Raw genomic sequence first — 20,149 nt, 5'->3', positions numbered from 1 at the left:
GGGGCACGTAGACGCCCCTAAAACGGCGTTTTAGGGGCGTCTACGTGCCCTTCGGCGGGCGGCGGGGCGGGTTACGGGGCGGGAGTGACGGTGAGGGGGGTGCCGGCGAGGGCCAGGTGGATGCGCTCGCCAGCGACGGGGAGGTCGCGGGCGGCGTGCTGGACGGCCACCTCGGAGCCGTCCGCGAGCCGCACCCGGGTGCGCCGCAGCGCGCCGAGGAAGCTCGTGGTGAGCACCTCGGCCGGGACGCCGTCGGTTGCCAGCAGCAGGTCCTCGGGGCGCACGTACGCCACCACCGGCCCGTCGGGCGCGGGCGACGCGAGCGGCGCCGTCTGCCCGAGGACGCGCAGGACGCCGTCCGCGACTGTGCCGGGCATCCGGTTGGTCAGGCCCACGAACTCGGCCACGAACGCGGTCGCCGGGCGGTGGTACAGCTCCTCCGGGGTGCCGATCTGCTCGATCGCACCCGCGCGCATGACCGCGACACGGTCGGCGACGGCGAGCGCCTCCTCCTGGTCGTGCGTCACGAAGAAGGTCGTGATCCCGAGCTCGGTCTGGATGCGGCGGATCTCCTCGCGGAGCTGCACCCGCACCTTCGCGTCGAGCGCGGAGAGCGGCTCGTCGAGCAGGAGGACGCGCGGCTCGGTGACCAGCGCGCGGGCGAGTGCCACGCGCTGCTGCTGCCCGCCGGAGAGCTGGTGGGCGTAGCGGTCGGCGTGGTGGTCGAGCCCGACCAGGTCGAGGGCCTCCGCCGCCCGACGTCGCCGCTCGGCGCCCGCGACCTTGCGCATCCGCAGCCCGAACTCCACGTTCTGGCCGGAGGTCAGGTGCGGAAACAGCGAGTACGACTGGAACACCATCCCGAGGTCGCGCCGGTTCGTCGGCTCGTCGGTGACGTCCCGGCCGTCGATGAGGACGCGGCCGGAGTCGACGCGCTCCAGTCCGGCGAGCGCGCGCAGCGCGGTGGTCTTGCCGCAGCCGGACGGCCCGAGCAGGGCGATGAACTCCCCCGGGCTCGCCGCTAGCGAGAACCCGGCGAGGCCGGCGCCGCCGCCGAAGTCGCGCACGACCCCGTCCAGCTCGACGGTGGAGCCGACGCGGGCGCCGGCGACGGTGGATTCGAGGACGGTCATGGAGTGCCTTTCACAGGACGCCGCGCACGGCGGCGGGCGCCGACGACGCGGTCGACGACGACGAGGAGGACGAACGCGAACACCAGCGCCAGCAGCGCGAAGATGACCGCGACGAACGGGTCGGACTGGGAGACCAGCAGCAGCGAGGTCTGCAGGTTCACCCGGCTGAGCAGGGACGCGATCGTGAACTCGCCGAGCACGACCGCGATCGAGAGCGCGGAGGCGGCGAGGATGCCGCGGCGCAGATTCGGCGTGAGCACGCGCCAGAACACCGTGCCCCAGCCCGCGCCGAGCGACCGGGCGGCCTCGCTCAGCGTCACCATGTCCACGGCGGCGACGTTGCTCTGGAGGGCGCGGTACGCGTACGGGAGCACCGTGATGCCGTAGGCGAACGCGAGCGTCCACGCCCCCGATCCGAAGACGCCGGTCACGACCGCGTAGGTCGGCGCCAGCCCCACCACCATCACGATCGCCGGGATCATGACCGGGAGCAGGCAGACGGCCTCCAGCAGGCGGCGCAGCTTCGCGAAGCGCAGCTCCACCAGCACGATCGTCGGCAGCAGCACCAGCAGCACGATCGCCACCGTCACGGCGGCGAGCACGAGCGAGTTGCCGAGGCCCTGGTACACGCGGTCGTAGCGCGTGGTCCCGCCGCCGAAGACGGCGATCCAGCGGTCGACGCTGTAGACGCCGGGCTTCGCGGTGCGCAGGGTGAACTCCAGCATCGAGAGCAGCGGGATGAGGAAGAACGCGCCGAGGACCACCCAGATGACGGTGCGGACGACCGGGCCGGGCCCGAGCCGCAGCGGAGCGCCCCCGCTCATCGCTGCCACCGCGCGGTCCGGCGCACGAGCGCCGAGTAGGCCAGCATCACGACGATCATCACCACGAGCATCCCGAGCGCCATCGAGCCGGCCAGGTTCGCGCGGCCGAGCACGGTCTCCGAGATGAGCGCCTGGCGGATCTGCAGCGACACGATGTTGTTGGCCTGGCCGACCAGGGCGGCGGCGGTCGCGTACGACGAGAAGGCGTTGGCGAACAGCAGCAGCAGGCTCCCGAGGAACGACGGCAGCAGGATCGGGCCGCCGACGCGGGTCCAGTAGGTCCAGCGCGTGCCGCCGAGCGTGGCGGTCGCCTCCAGCCACTGCGGGCGCAGGCCCTCCAGCGCGGGGAGGAAGGTGATGACCATGAGCGGGATCTGGAAGTAGAGGTACGGGAGGATGAGTCCGGGCACCGTGTAGAGCCAGACGCCGTTCGCGTAGATGTTGACGTGGAAGGCGTTGCGGAGCAGGACGGTGACGAGTCCCTGCGCGCCGATGGTCGCGATGAAGGCGAACGCGAGCATGACGCCGCCGAACTGGGCGAGCACGCTGCTGGCGGAGCCGACGAGCGAGCGCGTGACGCCGCCCGGGCGGGCGCCCAGCATCGCGAAGCAGAGCGCGGCCCCGGCCACGGCGCCGACGATGGCGGTCACTGCGGACAGCCAGAAGGCGCCGAAGAACGAGCCGGCGATGGCGGGCTCCGTGAGCCCGGTGAGGTTGGACACCGTGAAGCGGCCTTCGCCGTCCACGAAGCCGCTGCCCACCGCGACGAGCGTGGGGACGGCGAGGAAGATCACGACGTAGAGGGCGAACGGGGTGAGGCCGAGTGCGGCGGCGAGGCCACGCGGTCGGCGTCGGCTCCCGGCTCCGGACGGGGAAGCCGACGACGGCTGCCGCCGGGAGTCGCGCGAAGCGATCCCGGCGGCAGCGTCGGCCGCGGGTGCGGCGATGGTCTCGGTCATCAGCCGACCGCGTTGGCCCACTTGGCGTTGAGGAGCGTGCCGGCGTCGGTGGCCTGCTTGTCCGTCATCACGGCCACCTTGTCGAGCTTGCCCGGGAACTCCTTGGTGTCGAGCGTCCCGGCCTTCTGCATCGCGTCGACGCGCGCCGGGTAGGCGCCACCCTTCAGCCAGGCGTTCTGCGCGGCGTCGCTGTAGAGGTACTCCTCCCACAGGCGCGCGGCCGCGGGGTGCGGGGCGTCCTTGTTGATGGCCTGGTTGTAGTAGCCGACGTACGCGGTGCCGGGGAGCACGGTGTACTTCCAGTTCACGCCGCCCGACTTGATGGTGTCGGAGGTGGTGTAGCCCTTCTGGTTGAACGACCAGTCGAGCAGGACCGGGGTCTCGCCCGAGGCGATGGTGTTCGGCTTGCCGTCGGCGGCGTCCCAGTTGCCCGCGGCCTTCAGCTTGGTGAACCAGTCGATGCCCTTGGTCAGGTCGTCGAGCGTGCCGCCGTTCTGCAGGTCGGCGTACGCGACGGCGCCCGCGGCGGCCGCGGCCTGGGTCGGGTTGCCGTTGAGCGCGACGGCGCCCTTGAACTCCGGCTTCAGCAGGTCGGAGAACGACTTCGGCGCGGTCTTGATCTTGTTCGCGTCGTAGCCGACCGACATGACGCCGTAGTAGCCGACCTTCCAGAGGCCGTCCTTCTCCTTCTGCGCGGCCGGGATGTCGGCGAAGCCGGTGGGCTTGTACGGCGCGAAGTACTGGGTGTTCGCGAGCGCGACGGACGAGCCGATGTCGAAGGTGTCGGGAGCGGTGTCCTGGCCCTTCAGCTTCTTGGCGGCGTCGATCTCCTCCTGGCTGGAGGCGCTGTCCTGGCTCGGGTTGATCGTGATGCCGTACTTCTTGGTGAAGCCGTCGAAGATCTCCTGGTAGTTGGCCCAGTCGCCGGGCGTCGCGATGATGTTGAGGCTGCCCTCCTTCTTCGCGGCGGCGACGAGAGCGGCCATGCCGCCGGCGGAGGCGACGTCGGTGGCCGTGGCGGCCGAGGTGCTCGCGGTGGGGCTGCTGGCGTCGGCGCCGCCGGAGCAGGCGGCGAGCGAGAGGGCGACGACGGTCGCCGCGGCGGCGAGTCCGGCGATGCGGGCGCGCGTGTTGATCACGGAATGTCCTCCAGGTCGGGTTGACAGCCGGGCTGTGCGAACCGGCTCGTCGCCACGCTAGGGAGGCCGGGATACCAGTGGGCCAGCGGGAAGTGTCCACTCGGTGAACGTGCAGTGTCGGACCTTGCCGCTAAGGTCGATCCGTGGTCGAACAGCTCTCCCCCGCCCTCGCGCGCCGCATCGCGCTCGCCGCCCAGGGCTTCGGGCGCCCGCGCCCGGCGGTGGTGGGCACGCGTCAGCTCAACGGGCTGATCGACCGCATCAACCTGCTGCAGATCGACTCGGTCAACGTGTTCGAGCGCAGCCACTACCTCCCGGCGTTCGCCCGGCTCGGCGCCTACGACCGCACCCTGCTCGACCGGCTGACCTTCGACGCGCGCGGACCGCACACCGAGTACTGGGCGCACGAGGCCGCCTTCGTGCGCAAGGAGGACTGGTCGCTGTTCCGCTGGCGGATGCGCCAGTACCGCGAGCGCTACGGCACCGGCAACGCGTGGTTCGCCGCGCACGACTCCACACTGTCCTGGCTGCGCAGCGAGCTCGCCGCCAAGGGTCCGCTCGCGGCGAGCGAGATCGAGCACGACGCCAATCGCCGCTCCGGGCCGTGGTGGGGCTGGTCGGAGGTCAAGCGGGCGCTGGAGCGGATGTTCCTGTTCGGGGAGGTCGCCATCGCCGGGCGCACGCGCTTCCAGCGCCGGTACGGGCTGGTGGACGACGTCCTCCCATCGAGCGTGCTCGACCGCACAGTGAGCGACGCCGACGCCATCCGCGAGCTGATGCGCCGCTCGGCCGTCGCCCACGGCATCGGCACGCTCCGCGACTTCGCCGACTACTACCGGCTCAAGGGCCCGGCCGTCGCCGTCGCGATGCAGGAGCTGGAGGACGCGGGCGAGGTCGTCCCGGTGCAGGTGGCGGGCTGGACCGGGGCCGGCGACCGCCCGGTCAAGGCCTGGCTGCACCGCGACGCGCGCCGGCCGCGCACCATCGACGCCGCCGCTCTGCTGTCGCCGTTCGACCCGGTGGTCTGGTTCCGCGACCGGGCGCTGCGGACGTTCGGCTTCCACTACCGCATCGAGATCTACACGCCCGCCCCGCAGCGGGTGTACGGCTACTACTCGCTGCCCATCCTGCTGGACGACGAGCTGGTCGGCCGCATCGACCTGAAGAGCGACCGCCAGGCCGGCGTTCTCCGGGTGCAGTCCGCGTGGACGGAGGCCGGCGACGGCGGACGGGTGGCTGAGCGGCTGGTCCCGCTGCTTGGCGAGACCGCGGCCTGGCAGGGCCTGGGCGGCGTGGAGGTGGCGGAGGGCGCACGCGGCGACCTCGCGCCCATGCTCGCTGCGGAGCTCGCCCTGGCCGCGCCCACAGCCTTCTGACGCCGCCCTCGCGGCAGCGCGGGGTGCGGGGGTAAGGTGCGGGACATGAGTTCACCGCTGGAGTATCTGGACGCCGACGGGGCCGACGAGGCCGACTACGAACAGCCCATGCGCGAGCTCTTCGCGTACCGCGACGGCGAACGCTGGCTCGACGGCATCGTGACGGGTGTGAAACGGGGACCGGACGGCCGCGCGCACGTGCAGTTCGACAACCGCATGTGGGTGACGACGGACGACGTGCGCGAGTCGAGCCACTACATCGCCGTGCTGCTCAACCCGGACTCCACGGTCTACGCGGAGGTCATCACGGGCTACCGCGACGGCGCCCCCGCCGACCTCATCCGCGACATCGACGTGGTCGACGGCGCGAACAACGCCGGCACCGAGTGGCGCCCGCTGGACGAGCGCGCCGTCGGCACGCGCGTCCGCTACCGCTACACCGGCACCGCCGAACTGGAGGCCGCCGAGGCGTAGCCGCGCCTAGAAGGTGGAGCCCATCTTCTCGAGGCGGTCGACGCGCTCGGGGATGGGCGGGTGCGTCGAGAACAGCCGGCTCATCAGGCTGGGCCGGAGCGGCTCCGCGATCCACAGGTGCGCCATGCTGCTGTTCTGGCGGCGCATCGGCCGGCCGTAGTCCTGCAGCTTGAGCAGCGCGCTCGCGAGCGCGTCCGGGTGCCTCGTCGTCATCGCCCCGGTGGCGTCGGCGAGGTACTCGCGCTGGCGGGAGACCGCGAGCTGCACGAGCGTCGCGACCAGCGGCGCGATGATCGCGGCCACGAGTCCGAACACCAGCACGATCGGGTTGCCACCGCCGCCGTTGTTGTTGTTGCGGTTGTTGCCGCCGAAGAACGCCATCCGCACGAAGATGTCGGCGATGAGCCCGATCGCGACGGTCAGCCCGAACACGATCATCGACAGCCGGATGTCGTAGTTGCGCACGTGACCGAGCTCGTGCGCCATGACGCCCTCCAGCTCGGCGTCGTTCATGATGTCGAGCAGGCCGGTGGTCGCGGCGACGGAGGCGTGCTGCGGGTCGCGACCGGTGGCGAACGCGTTGGGCGCCGGGTCGTTGATGATGTAGACCGCCGGCATGGGCGTCCCGGTCGTGATCGAGAGGTTCTCCACGACGTTCCAGAGCCGCGGGTTGTCGGCCTTGGTGATCGGCACGGCCCCGGACATGCTGAGCGCCTGGCTGGAGGCCATGAAGTACTGGAACACGGCGTAGACGATCGCGCCGATCCCGACCCAGGCCAGGATCGCCCAGCTGTTGTAGATGACCGAGAACAGCCAGCCGAGCGCACCGATGAGGATCAGGAACAGCAGGATGATGAAGACGGTGTTGCGCTTGTTCCTGGCGATTGCCCTGTACATCGACGCCCTAGAACTGAACGCGCGGCGGCTCGGCGATCGCCGCCAGGTTGTCGACCTCGAAGAACTCGCGCTCGCTGAAGCCGAGACGGCGGGCGAACAGGTTGTTCGGGAACACCCGGATCTTGGTGTTGAACTCGCGCACGCCGCCGTTGTAGAACCGGCGCGAGGCCTGGATCTTGTCCTCGGTGTCGACCAGGTCGGCCTGCAGGCGCAGGAAGTTCTGGCTCGCCTGCAGCTGCGGGTAGGCCTCCGCCACGGCGAAGATGCTCTTCAGCGCGGTCTGCATGTGCCCCTCGGCCACGGACGCGTCGCCCGGCGTCTGCGCCGACAGCGTCTCGGCGCGGGCCTTGGTCACCGACTCGAAGACCCCGCGCTCGTGCGCGGCGTAGCCCTTGACCGTCTCGATCAGGTTCGGGATGAGGTCGGCACGACGTTTGAGCTGCACCGTGATGTCGCTCCACGCCTCGTCCACCCGCACCTTGAGCGTGATGAGCGAGTTGTACGTTGCCCAGAAGTAGATTCCGATGATCGCGACGAGCACGACGACGATGATGACCGGAATGAGCCATTCCATTGCGGGAACTCCTAAGCGTGTATGCGCCGATCGACTGCGCTGAACAGCATCCTAACCGGGACGGATGCGCCTCCCACGGGCTTCCCATCACACTCGAAGCAACCGCAATGCGGATGGACAGGGCACCAGGTCCGGGGTGCACAATGGCACTCGTGAGTGAGCTCGCCGAACGCCGCAGGAGGGGCCGGCCGCGCAAGGAGCGCGGGGCGGCCTCCACCCGTTCGGCCATCGTGCGCGCGGCGGCCGACGAGTTCACCGAGCGCGGCTACGAGGCGGCTTCGCTGCGCGCCGTCGCGCGCCGCGCCGGCGTCGACTCCGCGCTCGTGCACCACTACTTCGACGACAAGGCCGAGCTGTTCGCGGCCACGCTGGAGGCTCCGCTGCGGCCCGACCGGGTGCTGGACGTCGTCCTCGGCGCACCCAGGGAGCAGGTCGGCGAGACGCTGGTGCGCTACCTGCTCACCCAGCTGGAGGACGAGCGGGCGGCCGGGCGGATGGTGCTCATCCTCCGGACGGTGCTGAGCAGCGGTCCGGGCACGCGGATGCTGCGCGAGTTCCTCACCCGCGAGGTGTTCGCCCGGCTGGCAGCGCTGACGCACTCCGACGACGCCGACCTCCGCGCCGACCTGGCCGCGTCGCAGGTGGTCGGGCTGATGATGACGCGCTACGCGCTCAAGCTCCAGCCGGTCGCGAGCGCGGCCCCCGACGAGCTGGCGCGCCGGGTGGGGCCGGTCATCCAGTGGCATCTGTTCGGGGATATTGACGGAGGGCGCGGTCCAGGCGAATAATTCATCACATGATGAATTCATCGTCCTCCGTGCGCGACGACGTCGTCAGCGACGCCGCCGTCGTCATCGACGGGCTGCGCGTGAAGCGCGGCCGGACGACCGTGCTCGACGGGCTCGACCTGCACATCCCGCGCGGTCAGGTCGTCGGCCTGCTCGGGCCGAGCGGCTGCGGCAAGACGACGCTCATGCGCTCCATCGTCGGCGTCCAGCGCGTCGCAGGCGGCCGGGTGGAGGTGCTCGGCCAGCCCGCCGGCTCGGTCGCCCTGCGGCACAGGGTCGGCTACGTGACCCAGGCGGCGAGCGTCTACGACGACCTGACCGTGCGGCAGAACCTGGCGTACTTCCGCAGCGTGCTCGGCGCGGGCAAGGCGGACGTCGAGCGCGCCATCGAGGCGACGGACCTCGGCCCGAACGCCGGGCGGCTCGTCTCCACGCTCTCGGGCGGCGAGCGCAGCCGGGTCTCGCTCGCCGCGGCGCTGCTCGGCTCCCCCGACCTCCTGGTGCTGGACGAGCCGACGGTCGGCCTCGACCCGCTGCTGCGCGTCGAGCTCTGGACGCTGTTCCACCGGCTCGCGGACGGCGGCACCAGCCTCCTGATCTCCAGCCACGTCATGGACGAAGCGACCCGCTGCGACCGGCTGCTGCTGATGCGGGAAGGCGCGATCCTGGCGGACACGACCCCGGAGGAGCTGCTCGCCGAGACCGGCGCGGCGGACGCGGAGGGCGCCTTCCTGACGCTGCTGCGCAGGCATCACCCGCGGCACGCGATCGGCGAAGGGACCGAGGACGGCGAGCACGAGAGCACCGAGCACGGGGAGGCCGCGCGATGAACCCCACCCGCACCCTCGCGACCGCCGGCCGCGTGCTCACCCAGATCCGGCACGACCCGCGCACGATCGGCCTGCTGGTGGTCGTGCCGAGCCTCCTGATCGGCCTGGTCGCCTGGATCTTCACGGACACGCCGGTGTTCGCCACGATCGGGCCGGCCATCGTGGCGCTGTTCCCGTTCATCGTCATGTTCCTGGTCACCAGCATCACCACGCTGCGTGAGCGCCGCACCGGCACGCTGGAGCGGCTCCTGTCGATGCCGCTCGGCCGCGGCGACTTCATCCTCGGCTACACCCTCGCCTTCGGGCTGCTCGCGATCGTCCAGTCGCTGGTCGCGGTCGGCTACGCCGTGTGGGTGTGCGGCCTGGAGATCAAGGGCGACCCCTGGCTGATGGTGGCGGTCGCGGTCACCGACGCGGTGCTCGGCAGCACGCTCGGCCTGTTCGCGAGCGCGTTCGCGCGCACCGAGTTCCAGGTGGTGCAGTTCATGCCGGTGATCGTGTTCCCGCAGATCCTGCTCGGCGGGATCTTCATCCCGCGCGACCAGCTCCCGGACGGCCTCCGCCAGATCAGCGACTGGCTGCCGCTCTCGCACGCGGTGGACGCGCTCAACGCGGTCTCCACGGACTCGCACGACGCCGCGTACATCGGCGGCCAGCTCCTCATCATCGGCGGCTTCGCCGTCGCCGCCGTCGTCGTCGGAGCCCTCACCCTCCAACGCCGCACCCCCTAGCCCCCGTCGAGGCGGCACAAACTCGCCCCGAACGCGCCGAGACGGCGCATTTTCCGCCGCCTCGCCGGTCGGGCGCTGCGCCGAGGCGGCGCAAAGTGGGGCTGGAGACGCCGAGGCGGCCGATTATGCGCCGCCTCGGCGGCGGTCAGGGGCCGAGGACGCGGCGGAGGTAGGCGTTGTCGAAGCGGCGGTCGGGGTCGAGGCGGTCGCGGGCGGCGAGGAACGCGTCGAAGCGGGGGTAGGCGTCGCGCAGCGACTCGGCGTCGCGGGTGTGCAGCTTGCCCCAGTGCGGGCGGCCGGCGTGGGCGGTCATGATCTCCTCGACCGCGGCGAAGTACTCGGTCGGGTCCTCCCGGTAGTACCGGTGCACCGCGATGTAGCCGGTCTCGCGGCCGTGCGCCGTCGAGAGCCAGTTGTCGTCGGCCGCCGCCGAGCGCACCTCGATGGGGAACGAGATGCGCCAGCCCCTCCGCTCGATGAGGGCCTTCACCTCGGCGAGCGCGCCGGGCACGGCCTCCCGCGGCAGCGCGTACTCCATCTCGCGGAAGCGCACGCCGCGGTTGGTGACGAACACCCGCGGCGAGTGGTCGGTGAAGTCCCGGTTCCCGGTCAGCTTCTGGGCGAGCCGGCTGAACGGCGGGATGATGCCGGGCACCACCGTCCCGACCGCGCAGACGCCGCGGTAGACGCCGTTGGCCAGCAGTTCGTCGTCCAGCCAGCGTCCGGCCGCCGACAGCGGGGCGCGCGGCTCGGTGAGCGGCAGCCGGGTGTTCGTCTTGGTCAGGCCGGTCTCGGTGTGCGGGAACCAGTAGAACTCGAAGTGGTCCTCGCGCGCCGAGCGCTCCAGGTAGCTGTCGAGCACCTGCTGCAGCGGCTCCGGACGCTCGACCGCCTTGAGCAGGTACGCCGGGACGCACTGGACGGTGATGTCCACGATGACCCCGAGCGCACCGAGGCCGAGGCGGACCGCGGGCAGCAGGTCGGCGTTCTCGTCCTCGCTCACGGTCAGCAGCTCGCCGGTCCCGGTGACGAGCGTGACCGCGACGATCTGGGTCGCCAGGCCGCCGAAGGAGCCGCCCGTTCCGTGCGTACCGGTGGAGGTCGCCCCCGCGATGGTCTGCCGGTCGATGTCGCCCATGTTCTGCAGCGCCAGCCCGTAGGGGCGCAGCAGCCGCGGGAGCTGGTGGAGGCGCGTGCCTGCGGCCAGGCGCACCCGGCCGCGTTCGAGGTCGACGTCGAGGACGCCGCTGACGTCCTCCAGGTCGAGCAGCACGCCGGGTGCGGCGGCGATCCCCGTGAAGCTGTGCCCGGCGCCCACCGCCTTGATCCGCATCTCCTGTTTCGCCGCCGCCACGACCGCGCGCTGGACGGCCTCGGCGTCGCGCGGGCGCTCGACGCGCTGCGGACGGATGGACTCGCTGCGGCCCCAGTTACGCCAGACACCGTTGCGCCAGACGGCTCCGTTCGCGGTCACAGGAACACCTTCCCCTCGCCGCGGTAGCTCGGCACCGAGCCGACGACCGCGGAACGGCCCTCCACCGTGTCCACCAGGTGGAAGTCGTCCACGTGCTCGCTGAGCTCGCCCGACTTCGTGTGCCGCAGCCAGACCCGGTCCCCGACGCGCAGGATGCCCGCCGCCGCACCCGTGACCGGGGTCTGCACCTCGCCGGCCATCTCGCGGTCGACCATCGACAGCCCGGTCGGCCACTCGATCTTCGGGAGCCTGTCGGGTCCGGGAGGGCCGGAGGCGATCCAGCCGCCGCCGAGCAGCGTGGCCGTGCGCTCGTCGGGGCGGCGCACCACCGGGAGCGCGAACGACGCCGCGGGCGCGGGCCGGAAGCCGCGGTAGGTGTCGAACAGGTGACCGCCGAACAGCCCGCTCCCGGCGGCGATCTCGGTCACGGACGGGTCGGAGGACGTGAACTCCAGCGAGCCGGTGCCGCCGCCGTTCACGAACGCCAGGTCCGCGATCGCGCGCACGGCGGCCACGGCCTCCCCACGGCGGGCGATCAGCTCCTCGCGCGAGTTCTTCTGCATCCAGCGCAGCGTCGCGCCCCACGCCGGACGCCCGGGCGGGTTGTCGCCCTGCCCGGCGATCTGGGCCTCGTAGCCCATCATCCCCACCAGCGCGAAGCCGGGACGCCGCACGATCGCCTCCGCGACCGTGCGCACCGTCTCGACGCTGTGCAGCGGCGAGCGGTAGACGCCGACGTGGCCGAGCACGGGGGCGTCCCAGGAGGAGTCGAGCTCCAGGCAGAGCCGGATCGTCTCCCGCTGCGCCGGCGGGACGACCGCGTCGATGAGGTCGAGGTGCGCGACCGAGTCGACCATGAGCGTGACGCGGGAGGCCAGCTCGGGCGATGCGGCCAGCTGCGCGATCGCGGCGCGGTCGACGGTCGGGTAGCCGACCACGACGTCCTCGATCGGCGCGTGCTCGGCGTCGCCCTCGGCCAGCCACAGCGCCTCCGGCAGCGTGTAGGCGAGCACGCCGGCGTAGCCCGGGAGGGCGAGGACGGCGTCCAGCACCGCGCGCACCCGCACCGACTTGGAGGCCACCCGGATCGGCTTGCCCGCGGCGCGGCGGAGCATGTCGTGCGTGTTGTGGCGCAGCGCGGGCAGGTGCAGCACGCCGAACGCCGGGTCGAGGCGGGCGGTCGCGGCGCTCAGCGCGGGCCAGAACACGTCGGGCGTCGTCCAGGTGCGCTCGGCGGCGGACGGCTTGGCGGTCAGCTCGATCGTGGTCATCAGCGCACCGCCTTCACCCGTGCGACCGCGAGAGCGCCCGCGAACGCGAATACCCCGGAGAGCACGAACAGCCCGACGAACCCGCCCAGCGCCGCGACGATCCCCGCGCCGAACAGCGGCGCCATCGCCTGCGGCACGGCCGTCGCGATGTTCATGATGCCGAGGTCCTTGCCCCGGTTCTCCGGGTCGGGCAGCACCTGGGTGGCGAGCGCCTGGTCCACGGAGAGGAAGCAGCCGTAGCCGAGGCCGAGCAGGCCCGCCGCGACCATCGCGACCGACAGCTCCGGAACGAACGCCAGCAGCAGCGCGGCGACGCCCTGAAGCGCGGACGACACGAACACGAACGCCTTGCGCCTCCCGAGCCGGTCGGAGAGCCGACCGAGCGCGAGCGAGGCGACGATGACGAACACCATGTAGATGAGGATCAGCACGAGGAGGTCGTCGTCGGCGTGCTTGTCGTGGAGCCCGAACTCCAGGAAGTACAGCAGCAGCGACGTCCCGAACGCGTTGCCGAAGTTCACCAGCACCCGGCTCAGCAGCGTCCAGCCGAAGTCGGGATGCTCGCGCGGGCTGATCCAGAGCCCCTCGATCACGCCGCGGAACGTCATCCGTTCACGCAGGTGCGGCGGCAGCACCGCGTCGGGGAGGAACAGGAACGGCAGCACGAGCAGCACCAGCAGCACGGCCATCGCGGTGTAGCCGACCAGGGCGCCGACGAACACGTAGGTGACGAGTGAGACGCCGAGGATGATCCCGATCGCCTGCGGGGCGCTGATCCAGCCGGAGACGTAGCCGCGCTGGCCGACCGGCACCTGGTCGGAGATGGTCGCGGTCAGCGCCGCCGTGAGCACGCAGAACCCGGTGAGCGCGAGCGACCAGAACACGCCGATCCCGACCATGGTGGTCTGGAGGCCGAGCAGGACGAGCGACACCGCGAACAGCGCCGCTCCCCCGGCGACCCACGGGCGCCGGCGACCGTACCGGCTGGTGGTGCGGTCGGAGAGCGCACCGGTCAGCGGGTACGCGACGATCGCGCAGACGCCGGAGATGCCGGAGATGATGCCGAAGGCGACGACGTTGTCGACCCAGTAGGTGGTGTGCAGCTGCGCCTGCACCTGGTCGGGCAGCAGCTTCTGGATGGGCGCGAGCTGCGCCATCCACACGCCCAGCCAGGCGACGGCGAAGGCCGCGATCCAGCGGCCGGGGACGCGTCGGGTGGGTTCGGCGAAGACGGCCGGCGTCGAGGTGTGGGTCATCGGGCACCTGCGTTCGGGTCGGGGGCGGAGGGGGCGGGGACGGGTCGTGGGGCGTCGGCGAGCGCGGCGAGCGCGTCCGCGGCGAAGTCCAGGCTGCGCTCGGCCGCGGCGTCGTCGCGGGTCACCAGCCAGGCGATGGTGAGGCCGTCGGTGAGGGTCACCAGCAGCCGGGCGACCTCGGCGACGGGGAGGCTCCAGGCGCTGCCGGTCAGCTCGGCGGCGTCGCGCGCGGCGCGTTCGGCGAGCTCGTAGTAGCGGTCGTACTGACGGCGGGCGAGCGGTGCGAAGCCGGGCTCGCGGAGCGCCCACTGGGTCAGCTCGAACATCGCCTTCTCGCGGTCGGGGTCGGCCCGCACGCCGTCGAGGTAGTGCTGGAGGCCGGAGCGGATCGCGGCGCGGAGCTCCAGCGGGGCCGTCGCGGGGTCGAGCGCGGGCTCCAGATCGGTCTGCTCCCCCGCCACCACGGTGCTCACGAGCTCGGCCATCAGCTCGTCGCGGGAGGCGAAGACGTAGTGGAAGCTGGCCAGCGGCATCCCGGCCTCGGCGACGATGCGCCGGGTGGTGGCGGCGGCCACGCCGTCCCGCGCGATCACCCGCAGGGCCGCCTGCACCAGCGAGGCGCGCCGTGCTGCCGGGGCGATGCGCGTCATCGAAGCTCCTCACGGTGCCGTCGCGCGTCCTCGCGCGGAGTGGGACAGTTGACCCACTTGTCAGTATGCCGTAAATCCGGCCCGGTGGTTTGACAGGAGGCGTGTCCTGCCCCTCAAATGGGGTGGAATGCGGGTATTTACGTCGGACGTGTCTCCACCAGTCCGGCCCAGGGGGGCGACCGGGCTGGTCGTCGCTGTGCTGTCCGGATTCGTGGTCGGCGCGCTCGCCTTCGCCGTCGGGTCGATCGCGGGGCTCGCCCCTCCGGCGTCGGCACAGACCGGCTCCGCATCCAGCGCGTCCCGCAGCATTCCCACCCGCACAGCACCCGCGGAGGTCACCGGTTCGTCCCTCGCAGACGCGACCGCACCCGCCGACAACTCCGCACCGGCCGACACCCCGACCCCGACACCGACGCCGGGGCCGCCGACACTCGACCCGCTGCCGAGCGGCCTGGTCACGACCTTCCCGCTGACCGTGTCCGGAACCGCCGACCCCGGCGACGTCATCGACGTCTCCGGCGGCTCCTCGGCGAGCGCCGCCGGCGCCTGCACCGTGACCGCTGCGGCCGACGGGACCTTCCGCTGCGCCCTGCAGCGCCTCCCTGACGGTCCGGGCGTGCCGGTCCGCGCCGTCTCCCGCTCCAGCGGACTCGCCAGCAGCGGAAGGGTCGACGTGCTCTCGCCGCCGACGATCGTGTCCGCTCCGGGCGGGACCAGCGGAGGCGGCGTCCGCGGCACGGCCTACCCCGGCGCCTCGGTGACGGTGACCGCCGAGACCGGCGCCTCGTGCACGTTCCCCGCGGACAGCGCGGGCAACTGGGGCTGCGTCCTCCCGGGGCTCGGCGACGGCCGGCACACGGTCACCGCCACCCAGGTGGCCCCGTTCTCATCCACGCGATCGGCCCGGAGCCCGGCCGTGGGCGTCGTGGTCGACACCGTCGCCCCGCCGGCGCCGACCATCAGCTCGCCCGCGCCGGGCACGTCGGTCGCCGCGGGCGGCACGATCGGCTTCGGCGGCGCCGGCGAGTCGGGCGCCACCGTGTCCGTCTACGCCAGCACCTCCGCGGGCACGACCGTGGCCTGCACCGCGACGGTCGCCGGCGGCGCCTGGTCGTGCGCCGCGACCCTCCCCGCGGGCGACTACCTGGCCTCCGCGCTGCAGCGCGACGCCGCGGGGAATGTGAGCGCGGGCAGCAACCCCGTCGCCGTCACGGTGGAGGCCGCAGGCGGCGCGACGACGCCGCCGCCGAACCGGACCAGTCCCGCCCCGAACCCGGCGCCGGCGCCCGCGGTGCCGCCGACGACCACGGCCCCACCCTCCGCGCCGGCCGCGCCGACGCACCCGAACACGAAGGGCTGGACCTCCACCCCGTTCACGACCGCCTCGGCGCCGGTCGTCACGGCCTCGTCGCTGCCCGGCTGGCTGCGCTCGGTCGGGCTGGCGGTCGCCGCGCTGCTGCTGCTCGTGCTGCCTGCGCGGCTCCTCGTCGTGTCGCTGGCGCGCCCGCGGGAGCAGGGAGCGGAGCGCGCCTCGATCTTCGGCCGCAACCGGGCCGCCGCGGAGCTCGGCGAGGCGGACGCGCTGCTCGGCGGGCGCGCGGCGGTCCCGGGCGGCGGGGCGCACGCCGCTCCGGACGGCGCAGCCGCGGAGGGCAGACAGCCGGTCTGGCTCGCGCCGGTCGTCGGCGTGGCCGCGGCGACGCTCGTGACGCTGTCCACCTCCGTCCACGACGCCTCCGCGTACGTCCGCCTCCTGGTCGCCGTCTCGCTCGCGATCGTCGGGGTCAACGCGATCTGGGTCCTCTCCGCGCGCGGCATGACCCGGCACCTGGGCGTGGCGGTGGCGCGGACGGTCGTGCGGCCCGGCCTCCTCGTGATCGTCGCGGCGGCCGCGATCGGCTCACGGCTGCTCGGCCTGGAGCCCGCCCTGCTGTTCGGCCTGGTGCTCGGGGCGGTGCTCCCGGAAGGGCTGGGGCGCGTCGAACGCGGGCGGACCGCCGCCGTCCAGCTCTCGGCGGTCGCCGCCTTCGGTGTGCTGGCCTGGCTGACCGTGGGCGTCCTCCCGACCCCGTCCGGCGCTGTCTCGGCGTTCCTGGTGGAGCTGGTGAACGCCGTGGCCCTGGTCGCGATCGGGTCGACCGCCCTCGCGCTGCTGCCGTTCGGCCGCCTCGCCGGGCGCGCCGTCCTGCGGTGGTCGCGGCCGCTCTGGCTGGCGATGGCACTCGTGGTCTATACGGTGCTGTTCGCCCTGCTGCTGCCCGTGTCGTCGCTGGCCGAGACCGGGGCCGGGGTCGTCGCCGTCGTGGTCATCGCGGTCGTGTTCGCGGCGGTGGCGCTGTCGGTGTGGCTGTGGGAGCGGTACGTGGAGCCCGTGCGCTGACGCTGCCCGCACGCGCTCAGAGCGCGTCGACGTAGAACCAGTCGCCGCCCTCCCGGACGAACCGGGACACCTCGTGCAGGCTGCCGCGTTCGGCGCCCTTGTAGTACGCGGTGAACGCCACGACGCCGTCCGCGTCGAACGGGCCTCCCCGCTCGGTCGACTCGATGTCCAGCCGGTACCAGCGGAGACCGTCGTCCAGGTCGAGGGCCTCCGGGCGGGTGGACGGGTGCCAGCTGCGGAGCAGGTAGGCGGCGTCCCCGAGCGCGAACGCGCTGAACCGCGACCGCATCAGCCGCTCGGCGGTCGGCGCCGGGGCTCCGGCGTGCAGCGGACCGCAGCAGTTCGCGTAGGTCTCGCCGCTCCCGCAGGGGCATCGTGTGTCGGTCACCCGGCGAGCCTAGCCGACGCGCTGCGGGCATAAAGGACCCGGCCGGAGCCTTGCGTCGGGGGATCTCGGGCTCCAGCCGGGTCGGAGGACACCTCACCAGAAAGGGTGTCGGGACCTAGTCTGCACGGCCCGGGTGGGTGCACCCTTGGGGCGGCCTGAGGGACCTCTCAGCGCAGCGGGCATCCGGAACGCGCACTCACGAGGAGGACGCGGCGGCCTCCCCGGCGGCGACGACGCAGAACCGGTTGCCGTCCGGATCGGCGAGCACCACGTAGTCGGCGCCCTCCTCGTAATCCCACGCGACGTCTTCGGCCCCGAGCCCACGCAGCCGCGCCGCCTCGGCCTCCTGATCGTCGGCGTACAGGTCGAGGTGGTGCCGCGGCGAGGGATTCGCCTCGCTACCGACGAGCTTGAGCGCGAGCTGCGGCCCCGCCCCGGCGACGGGGACCAGGATCGCCCAATCGACGTCCGGCTCCCGCAGCGGCCGGTAGCCGAGCGCCGCCGACCAGAACGCGACCGCGCGCGGGAGGTCGCGCACACCCCACACGATGGAACCGATCCGGATCATGCCCCACCCTCCGCCCGTGTCGCCCGGCCGACAAGAGCCACGCCCGGCCCGGACGCGTATATGGTTGGACGCATGGAAGGCGTGCTCATCGGATTCATCTGGACGGTCATCATCGTCGGCGGCGCTCTCGCGTTAGGCGCCATCGTCCAGATGGTGAAGTCGCCCTACCGCGACCGCTGACGTCGAGCCGCTTCCGCGGACGGATCGCCCCTATAGCCCAATTGGCAGAGGCAGGCGACTTAAAATCGCCCGAGTGTGGGTTCGAGTCCCACTGGGGGCACTTCAGCACTTCCGTGCTATGACTGGGATCGGGGGCTATCCGATGCGCCTGATCTGCGTTTTTGGCAAGGAATTGGCAAGGTTCGTCGGGGCGCTGAAGACGTCACCGTAGGCCGAATCCATCGCGATGCCCACCTCATCGAAGCACCCCAACTGGGTACGTGCTCCGGTTGCGCCGGAGGGGTAGCCTCCCGCGCATGGCAAATCAGTTTGAGGTGATGTTCGAGGTCCTGGCGGGTCCGGATGAGGCGCTCGCGCTCAACGGCGGGCACTTCATCGGCGTGGGGAGCCGGGAGCGCGCTGAGGAGATCGCGGCGCGTCTGCGGACTCCGGAGGGGGCGGCGGAGAAGGTCGCTGAGCTTCGCGAGCAGGAGGATTACTCCGGCTATGCGGACCTTCGGATCGGTGCGGTGACGGTCCACGGTCCGGAGGCGTAGTGGCGGGCTCCGGAAATTGGCAAGAAAATGACAAGAATCGTCCGGAATTGCTTGTTCTCGCAGTAACCCAAAAACCCCGGAAACACGCGGAAGTTGAGGGCTGTCCGCGTGTTTCCGGGGCTGCAAATGGGGTTCGAGTCCCACTGGGGGCACTCTGAGCTTCGGCCGGGGCGCGTGGCTGTGCAGGAAGACATGTCGGGATCTCCTTCAGGACGGGCATCTGAAGGAGTTTCCTCGGCGAGTCGGCCGAATCCTCCTGCCCGCGAGAGGGCCGGGGGCATGCAGAAGGCCCGGTCCTGGGGACCGGGCCTTCTGGGTGGCTTACTTGGCTGCGGCGGGTTCCTTCGCGACGGCCTTCTTCTTGGGGGCCTCGGCCGGGGCGGTCTCGAGGGCCGGCTTCGGGCGGGCGGCGAACTCCTCGAACGCGGCGCGCGGGGCCTGGAGGGCCTCCAGCGACACGATGTCGCGGCCGAGCCAGAAGTTGTTCCACCAGCCCCACAGCACGCGCCACTTGCGCTCCCAGCTCGGCATCGCCAGGCCGTGGTAGCCGCGGTGCGCGAACCAGCCGAGGACGCCCTTGATGGCCAGCTTGCCGGACTGCAGCACGCCGATCCCGAGGCCCAGACCCGCGACCGCGCCGAGGCTCTTGTGGTAGTACTGGCGCGGCAGCTCGCCGCGGAGGTCCGCAATGATGTTCTTCGCGAGCAGCTTGCCCTGGCGGACGGCGTGCTGGGCGTTCGGCACGCAGTAGCCGCCGACGCCCGCGCCGGTGAGGTCGGGGACGGCCGAGACGTCGCCGGCGCCCCAGGCGTCCACGACGATCTCCTCGTCGGTGCCCACGCGCAGGTCGGCGCGCACGCGCAGCCGGCCGCGCTCCTCGATCGGGAGGTCGGTGTGGCGGACCACGGTCGGGTTGGCCATGACGCCGGCCGTCCAGACGATGAGGTCCGTCTCGAAGCTCTCGCCGGTGGACAGCTCGATACGGCCGTCGACGGCGCTGGTGAGCTGCGTCTCCAGGTGGATCTCCGCGCCGCGCTCGGCGAGGTTCTTGATCACCCAGTGGCTGGTGGGGAGGGAGACCTCCGGCATGATCCGGCCCATGGCCTCGATCAGGTGGAAGTGCGTGTCCTCGAACGACAGCTCGGGGTACTTCTTGAGCAGGGCGCTCGCGAAGGAGCGGAGCTCGGCGAAGATCTCGATGCCCGCGAACCCGCCGCCGACGACGGTGACGGTCAGGAGGCGGTCGCGCTCCGGGCCGGCCGGGAGGGTCGACGCCTTGTCGAAGTTCGTGAGCATCTTGTCGCGGATGTACACGGCCTCCTCGATCGTCTTGAGGCCCACGGCCTGCTCGGCGACGCCCGGGATCGGGAAGGTGCGCGACACAGCGCCGGCGGTGACAACGACGATGTCGTACTCGAACTCGTACGGCTCGCCCGCCGCCGGGTGGATGGTCGCCGTCTTGTTCGCGTGGTCGATGTAGCCGACCTTGCCGCTGACGATGTTCGTGCTCGTGAGGTGACGGCGGTGCGAGACCACCGCGTGGCGGGGCTCGATGGAGCCGACGGCCACCTCGGGGAGGAACGGCTGGTACGTCATGTACGGCAGCGGGTCGACCATGGTCACTTCGGCCTCGCCCGAGCGGAGCTGCTTCTCGAGCTCCCACGCGGTGTAGAAACCGGCGTATCCTCCGCCGACGATCAGGATTTTGGGCACAGTAATGC

At 71.9% G+C, this 20,149-nt stretch carries 20 protein-coding genes and 1 tRNA gene; 8 read left to right on the top strand and 13 right to left on the bottom strand.

Annotation, left to right across the window (positions count from 1 at the left end; all coding sequences use genetic code 11):
* Positions 1 to 71 precede the first annotated feature (71 nt).
* Genes ABCS02_RS04915 through ABCS02_RS04900 form a run of 4 tightly spaced genes read right to left on the bottom strand, consistent with a single transcriptional unit; the run spans position 72 to position 4,055 of the window.
* Positions 72 to 1,133: an ABC transporter ATP-binding protein gene (locus ABCS02_RS04915; RefSeq protein ID WP_345834478.1), complete on the bottom strand. Its 1,062-nt coding sequence runs from the start codon at positions 1,131 to 1,133 to the stop codon at positions 72 to 74.
* The gene (locus ABCS02_RS04910) at positions 1,130 to 1,957 is read right to left on the bottom strand and encodes an ABC transporter permease subunit (protein ID WP_345834477.1); all 828 of its coding nucleotides are present in this window, start codon (positions 1,955 to 1,957) and stop codon (positions 1,130 to 1,132) included. Before ABCS02_RS04910 ends, ABCS02_RS04915 begins: the two co-directional genes overlap by 4 nt.
* Positions 1,954 to 2,937 (bottom strand): ABC transporter permease, encoded by a 984-nt coding sequence (locus ABCS02_RS04905; protein WP_345834476.1) that lies wholly within the window; start codon positions 2,935 to 2,937, stop codon positions 1,954 to 1,956. Before ABCS02_RS04905 ends, ABCS02_RS04910 begins: the two co-directional genes overlap by 4 nt.
* Positions 2,916 to 4,055 (bottom strand): ABC transporter substrate-binding protein, encoded by a 1,140-nt coding sequence (locus ABCS02_RS04900; RefSeq protein ID WP_345834475.1) that lies wholly within the window; start codon positions 4,053 to 4,055, stop codon positions 2,916 to 2,918. The genes ABCS02_RS04905 and ABCS02_RS04900 overlap by 22 nt, the downstream gene beginning before the upstream one ends.
* A gap of 143 nt (positions 4,056 to 4,198) precedes the next feature.
* Here ABCS02_RS04900 and ABCS02_RS04895 point away from each other — a divergent pair, with 143 nt between their 5' ends.
* Entirely contained in the window at positions 4,199 to 5,431 is a 1,233-nt protein-coding gene (locus ABCS02_RS04895) for a crosslink repair DNA glycosylase YcaQ family protein (RefSeq protein WP_345834474.1), read from the top strand.
* A 45-nt stretch (positions 5,432 to 5,476) separates the two neighbouring features.
* A complete protein-coding gene (locus tag ABCS02_RS04890; RefSeq protein ID WP_345834473.1) occupies positions 5,477 to 5,905 on the top strand; it encodes a hypothetical protein in 429 nt (142 codons plus the stop codon).
* 6 nt (positions 5,906 to 5,911) lie between these two features.
* Here ABCS02_RS04890 and ABCS02_RS04885 read toward each other — a convergent pair whose 3' ends face one another.
* Both ABCS02_RS04885 and ABCS02_RS04880 read right to left on the bottom strand, forming a co-directional pair.
* Positions 5,912 to 6,802 (bottom strand): M48 family metalloprotease, encoded by an 891-nt coding sequence (locus ABCS02_RS04885; RefSeq protein WP_345834472.1) that lies wholly within the window; start codon positions 6,800 to 6,802, stop codon positions 5,912 to 5,914.
* Between the two features lie 7 nt (positions 6,803 to 6,809).
* Complete coding sequence (locus tag ABCS02_RS04880) at positions 6,810 to 7,376, bottom strand: LemA family protein (RefSeq protein WP_345834471.1); 567 nt, start codon at positions 7,374 to 7,376, stop codon at positions 6,810 to 6,812.
* Between the two features lie 152 nt (positions 7,377 to 7,528).
* Between ABCS02_RS04880 and ABCS02_RS04875 the strand changes: the two genes are divergently transcribed.
* The 3 genes from ABCS02_RS04875 to ABCS02_RS04865 are packed head-to-tail and all read left to right on the top strand — an operon-like array spanning position 7,529 to position 9,725.
* The gene (locus ABCS02_RS04875; protein WP_345834470.1) at positions 7,529 to 8,164 is read left to right on the top strand and encodes a TetR family transcriptional regulator; all 636 of its coding nucleotides are present in this window, start codon (positions 7,529 to 7,531) and stop codon (positions 8,162 to 8,164) included.
* Between the two features lie 8 nt (positions 8,165 to 8,172).
* On the top strand, positions 8,173 to 8,994 hold the full coding sequence (locus ABCS02_RS04870) for an ABC transporter ATP-binding protein (RefSeq protein ID WP_345834469.1): 822 nt from the start codon (positions 8,173 to 8,175) through the stop codon (positions 8,992 to 8,994).
* Positions 8,991 to 9,725, top strand: coding sequence for an ABC transporter permease (locus ABCS02_RS04865; protein ID WP_345834468.1), 735 nt, complete (start codon positions 8,991 to 8,993; stop codon positions 9,723 to 9,725). The genes ABCS02_RS04870 and ABCS02_RS04865 overlap by 4 nt, the downstream gene beginning before the upstream one ends.
* A 145-nt stretch (positions 9,726 to 9,870) precedes the next feature.
* On the opposite strand, the gene ABCS02_RS04860 is transcribed toward ABCS02_RS04865, so the two are convergent.
* Genes ABCS02_RS04860 through ABCS02_RS04845 form a run of 4 tightly spaced genes read right to left on the bottom strand, consistent with a single transcriptional unit; the run spans position 9,871 to position 14,376 of the window.
* Positions 9,871 to 11,199 carry a D-arabinono-1,4-lactone oxidase gene (locus tag ABCS02_RS04860; RefSeq protein ID WP_345834467.1) on the bottom strand — a complete coding sequence of 443 codons (1,329 nt, stop codon included), beginning with the start codon at positions 11,197 to 11,199 and terminating at the stop codon, positions 9,871 to 9,873.
* A complete protein-coding gene (locus ABCS02_RS04855; protein ID WP_345834466.1) occupies positions 11,196 to 12,470 on the bottom strand; it encodes an amino acid deaminase/aldolase in 1,275 nt (424 codons plus the stop codon). The genes ABCS02_RS04860 and ABCS02_RS04855 overlap by 4 nt, the downstream gene beginning before the upstream one ends.
* Positions 12,470 to 13,726 (bottom strand): MFS transporter, encoded by a 1,257-nt coding sequence (locus ABCS02_RS04850; RefSeq protein WP_345834465.1) that lies wholly within the window; start codon positions 13,724 to 13,726, stop codon positions 12,470 to 12,472. The genes ABCS02_RS04855 and ABCS02_RS04850 overlap by 1 nt, the downstream gene beginning before the upstream one ends.
* Positions 13,723 to 14,376: a TetR family transcriptional regulator C-terminal domain-containing protein gene (locus ABCS02_RS04845; RefSeq protein ID WP_345834464.1), complete on the bottom strand. Its 654-nt coding sequence runs from the start codon at positions 14,374 to 14,376 to the stop codon at positions 13,723 to 13,725. The genes ABCS02_RS04850 and ABCS02_RS04845 overlap by 4 nt, the downstream gene beginning before the upstream one ends.
* Positions 14,377 to 14,524: 148 nt before the next feature.
* Here ABCS02_RS04845 and ABCS02_RS04840 point away from each other — a divergent pair, with 148 nt between their 5' ends.
* Positions 14,525 to 16,756 carry an Ig-like domain-containing protein gene (locus ABCS02_RS04840; RefSeq protein WP_345834463.1) on the top strand — a complete coding sequence of 744 codons (2,232 nt, stop codon included), beginning with the start codon at positions 14,525 to 14,527 and terminating at the stop codon, positions 16,754 to 16,756.
* A gap of 16 nt (positions 16,757 to 16,772) precedes the next feature.
* On the opposite strand, the gene ABCS02_RS04835 is transcribed toward ABCS02_RS04840, so the two are convergent.
* Both ABCS02_RS04835 and ABCS02_RS04830 read right to left on the bottom strand, forming a co-directional pair.
* Positions 16,773 to 17,144 carry a YchJ family protein gene (locus tag ABCS02_RS04835; RefSeq protein WP_345834462.1) on the bottom strand — a complete coding sequence of 124 codons (372 nt, stop codon included), beginning with the start codon at positions 17,142 to 17,144 and terminating at the stop codon, positions 16,773 to 16,775.
* Between the two features lie 196 nt (positions 17,145 to 17,340).
* Complete coding sequence (locus ABCS02_RS04830) at positions 17,341 to 17,712, bottom strand: VOC family protein (RefSeq protein ID WP_345834461.1); 372 nt, start codon at positions 17,710 to 17,712, stop codon at positions 17,341 to 17,343.
* Positions 17,713 to 17,918: 206 nt separating this feature from the next.
* Here ABCS02_RS04830 and ABCS02_RS04825 point away from each other — a divergent pair.
* Positions 17,919 to 17,992, top strand: a tRNA-Leu gene (locus ABCS02_RS04825).
* A 196-nt stretch (positions 17,993 to 18,188) separates the two neighbouring features.
* Complete coding sequence (locus ABCS02_RS04820; protein ID WP_345834460.1) at positions 18,189 to 18,428, top strand: hypothetical protein; 240 nt, start codon at positions 18,189 to 18,191, stop codon at positions 18,426 to 18,428.
* Between the two features lie 321 nt (positions 18,429 to 18,749).
* Here the strand turns inward: ABCS02_RS04820 and ABCS02_RS04815 are convergent, their stop codons facing one another.
* Positions 18,750 to 20,141, bottom strand: a complete 1,392-nt coding sequence (locus ABCS02_RS04815) for an FAD-dependent oxidoreductase (RefSeq protein ID WP_345834459.1) — start codon at positions 20,139 to 20,141, stop codon at positions 18,750 to 18,752.
* Positions 20,142 to 20,149: the final 8 nt, after the last annotated feature.

Source organism: Microbacterium sp. X-17, from assembly GCF_039615055.1.
This window is presented reverse-complemented; position numbering and strand designations above follow the sequence as displayed.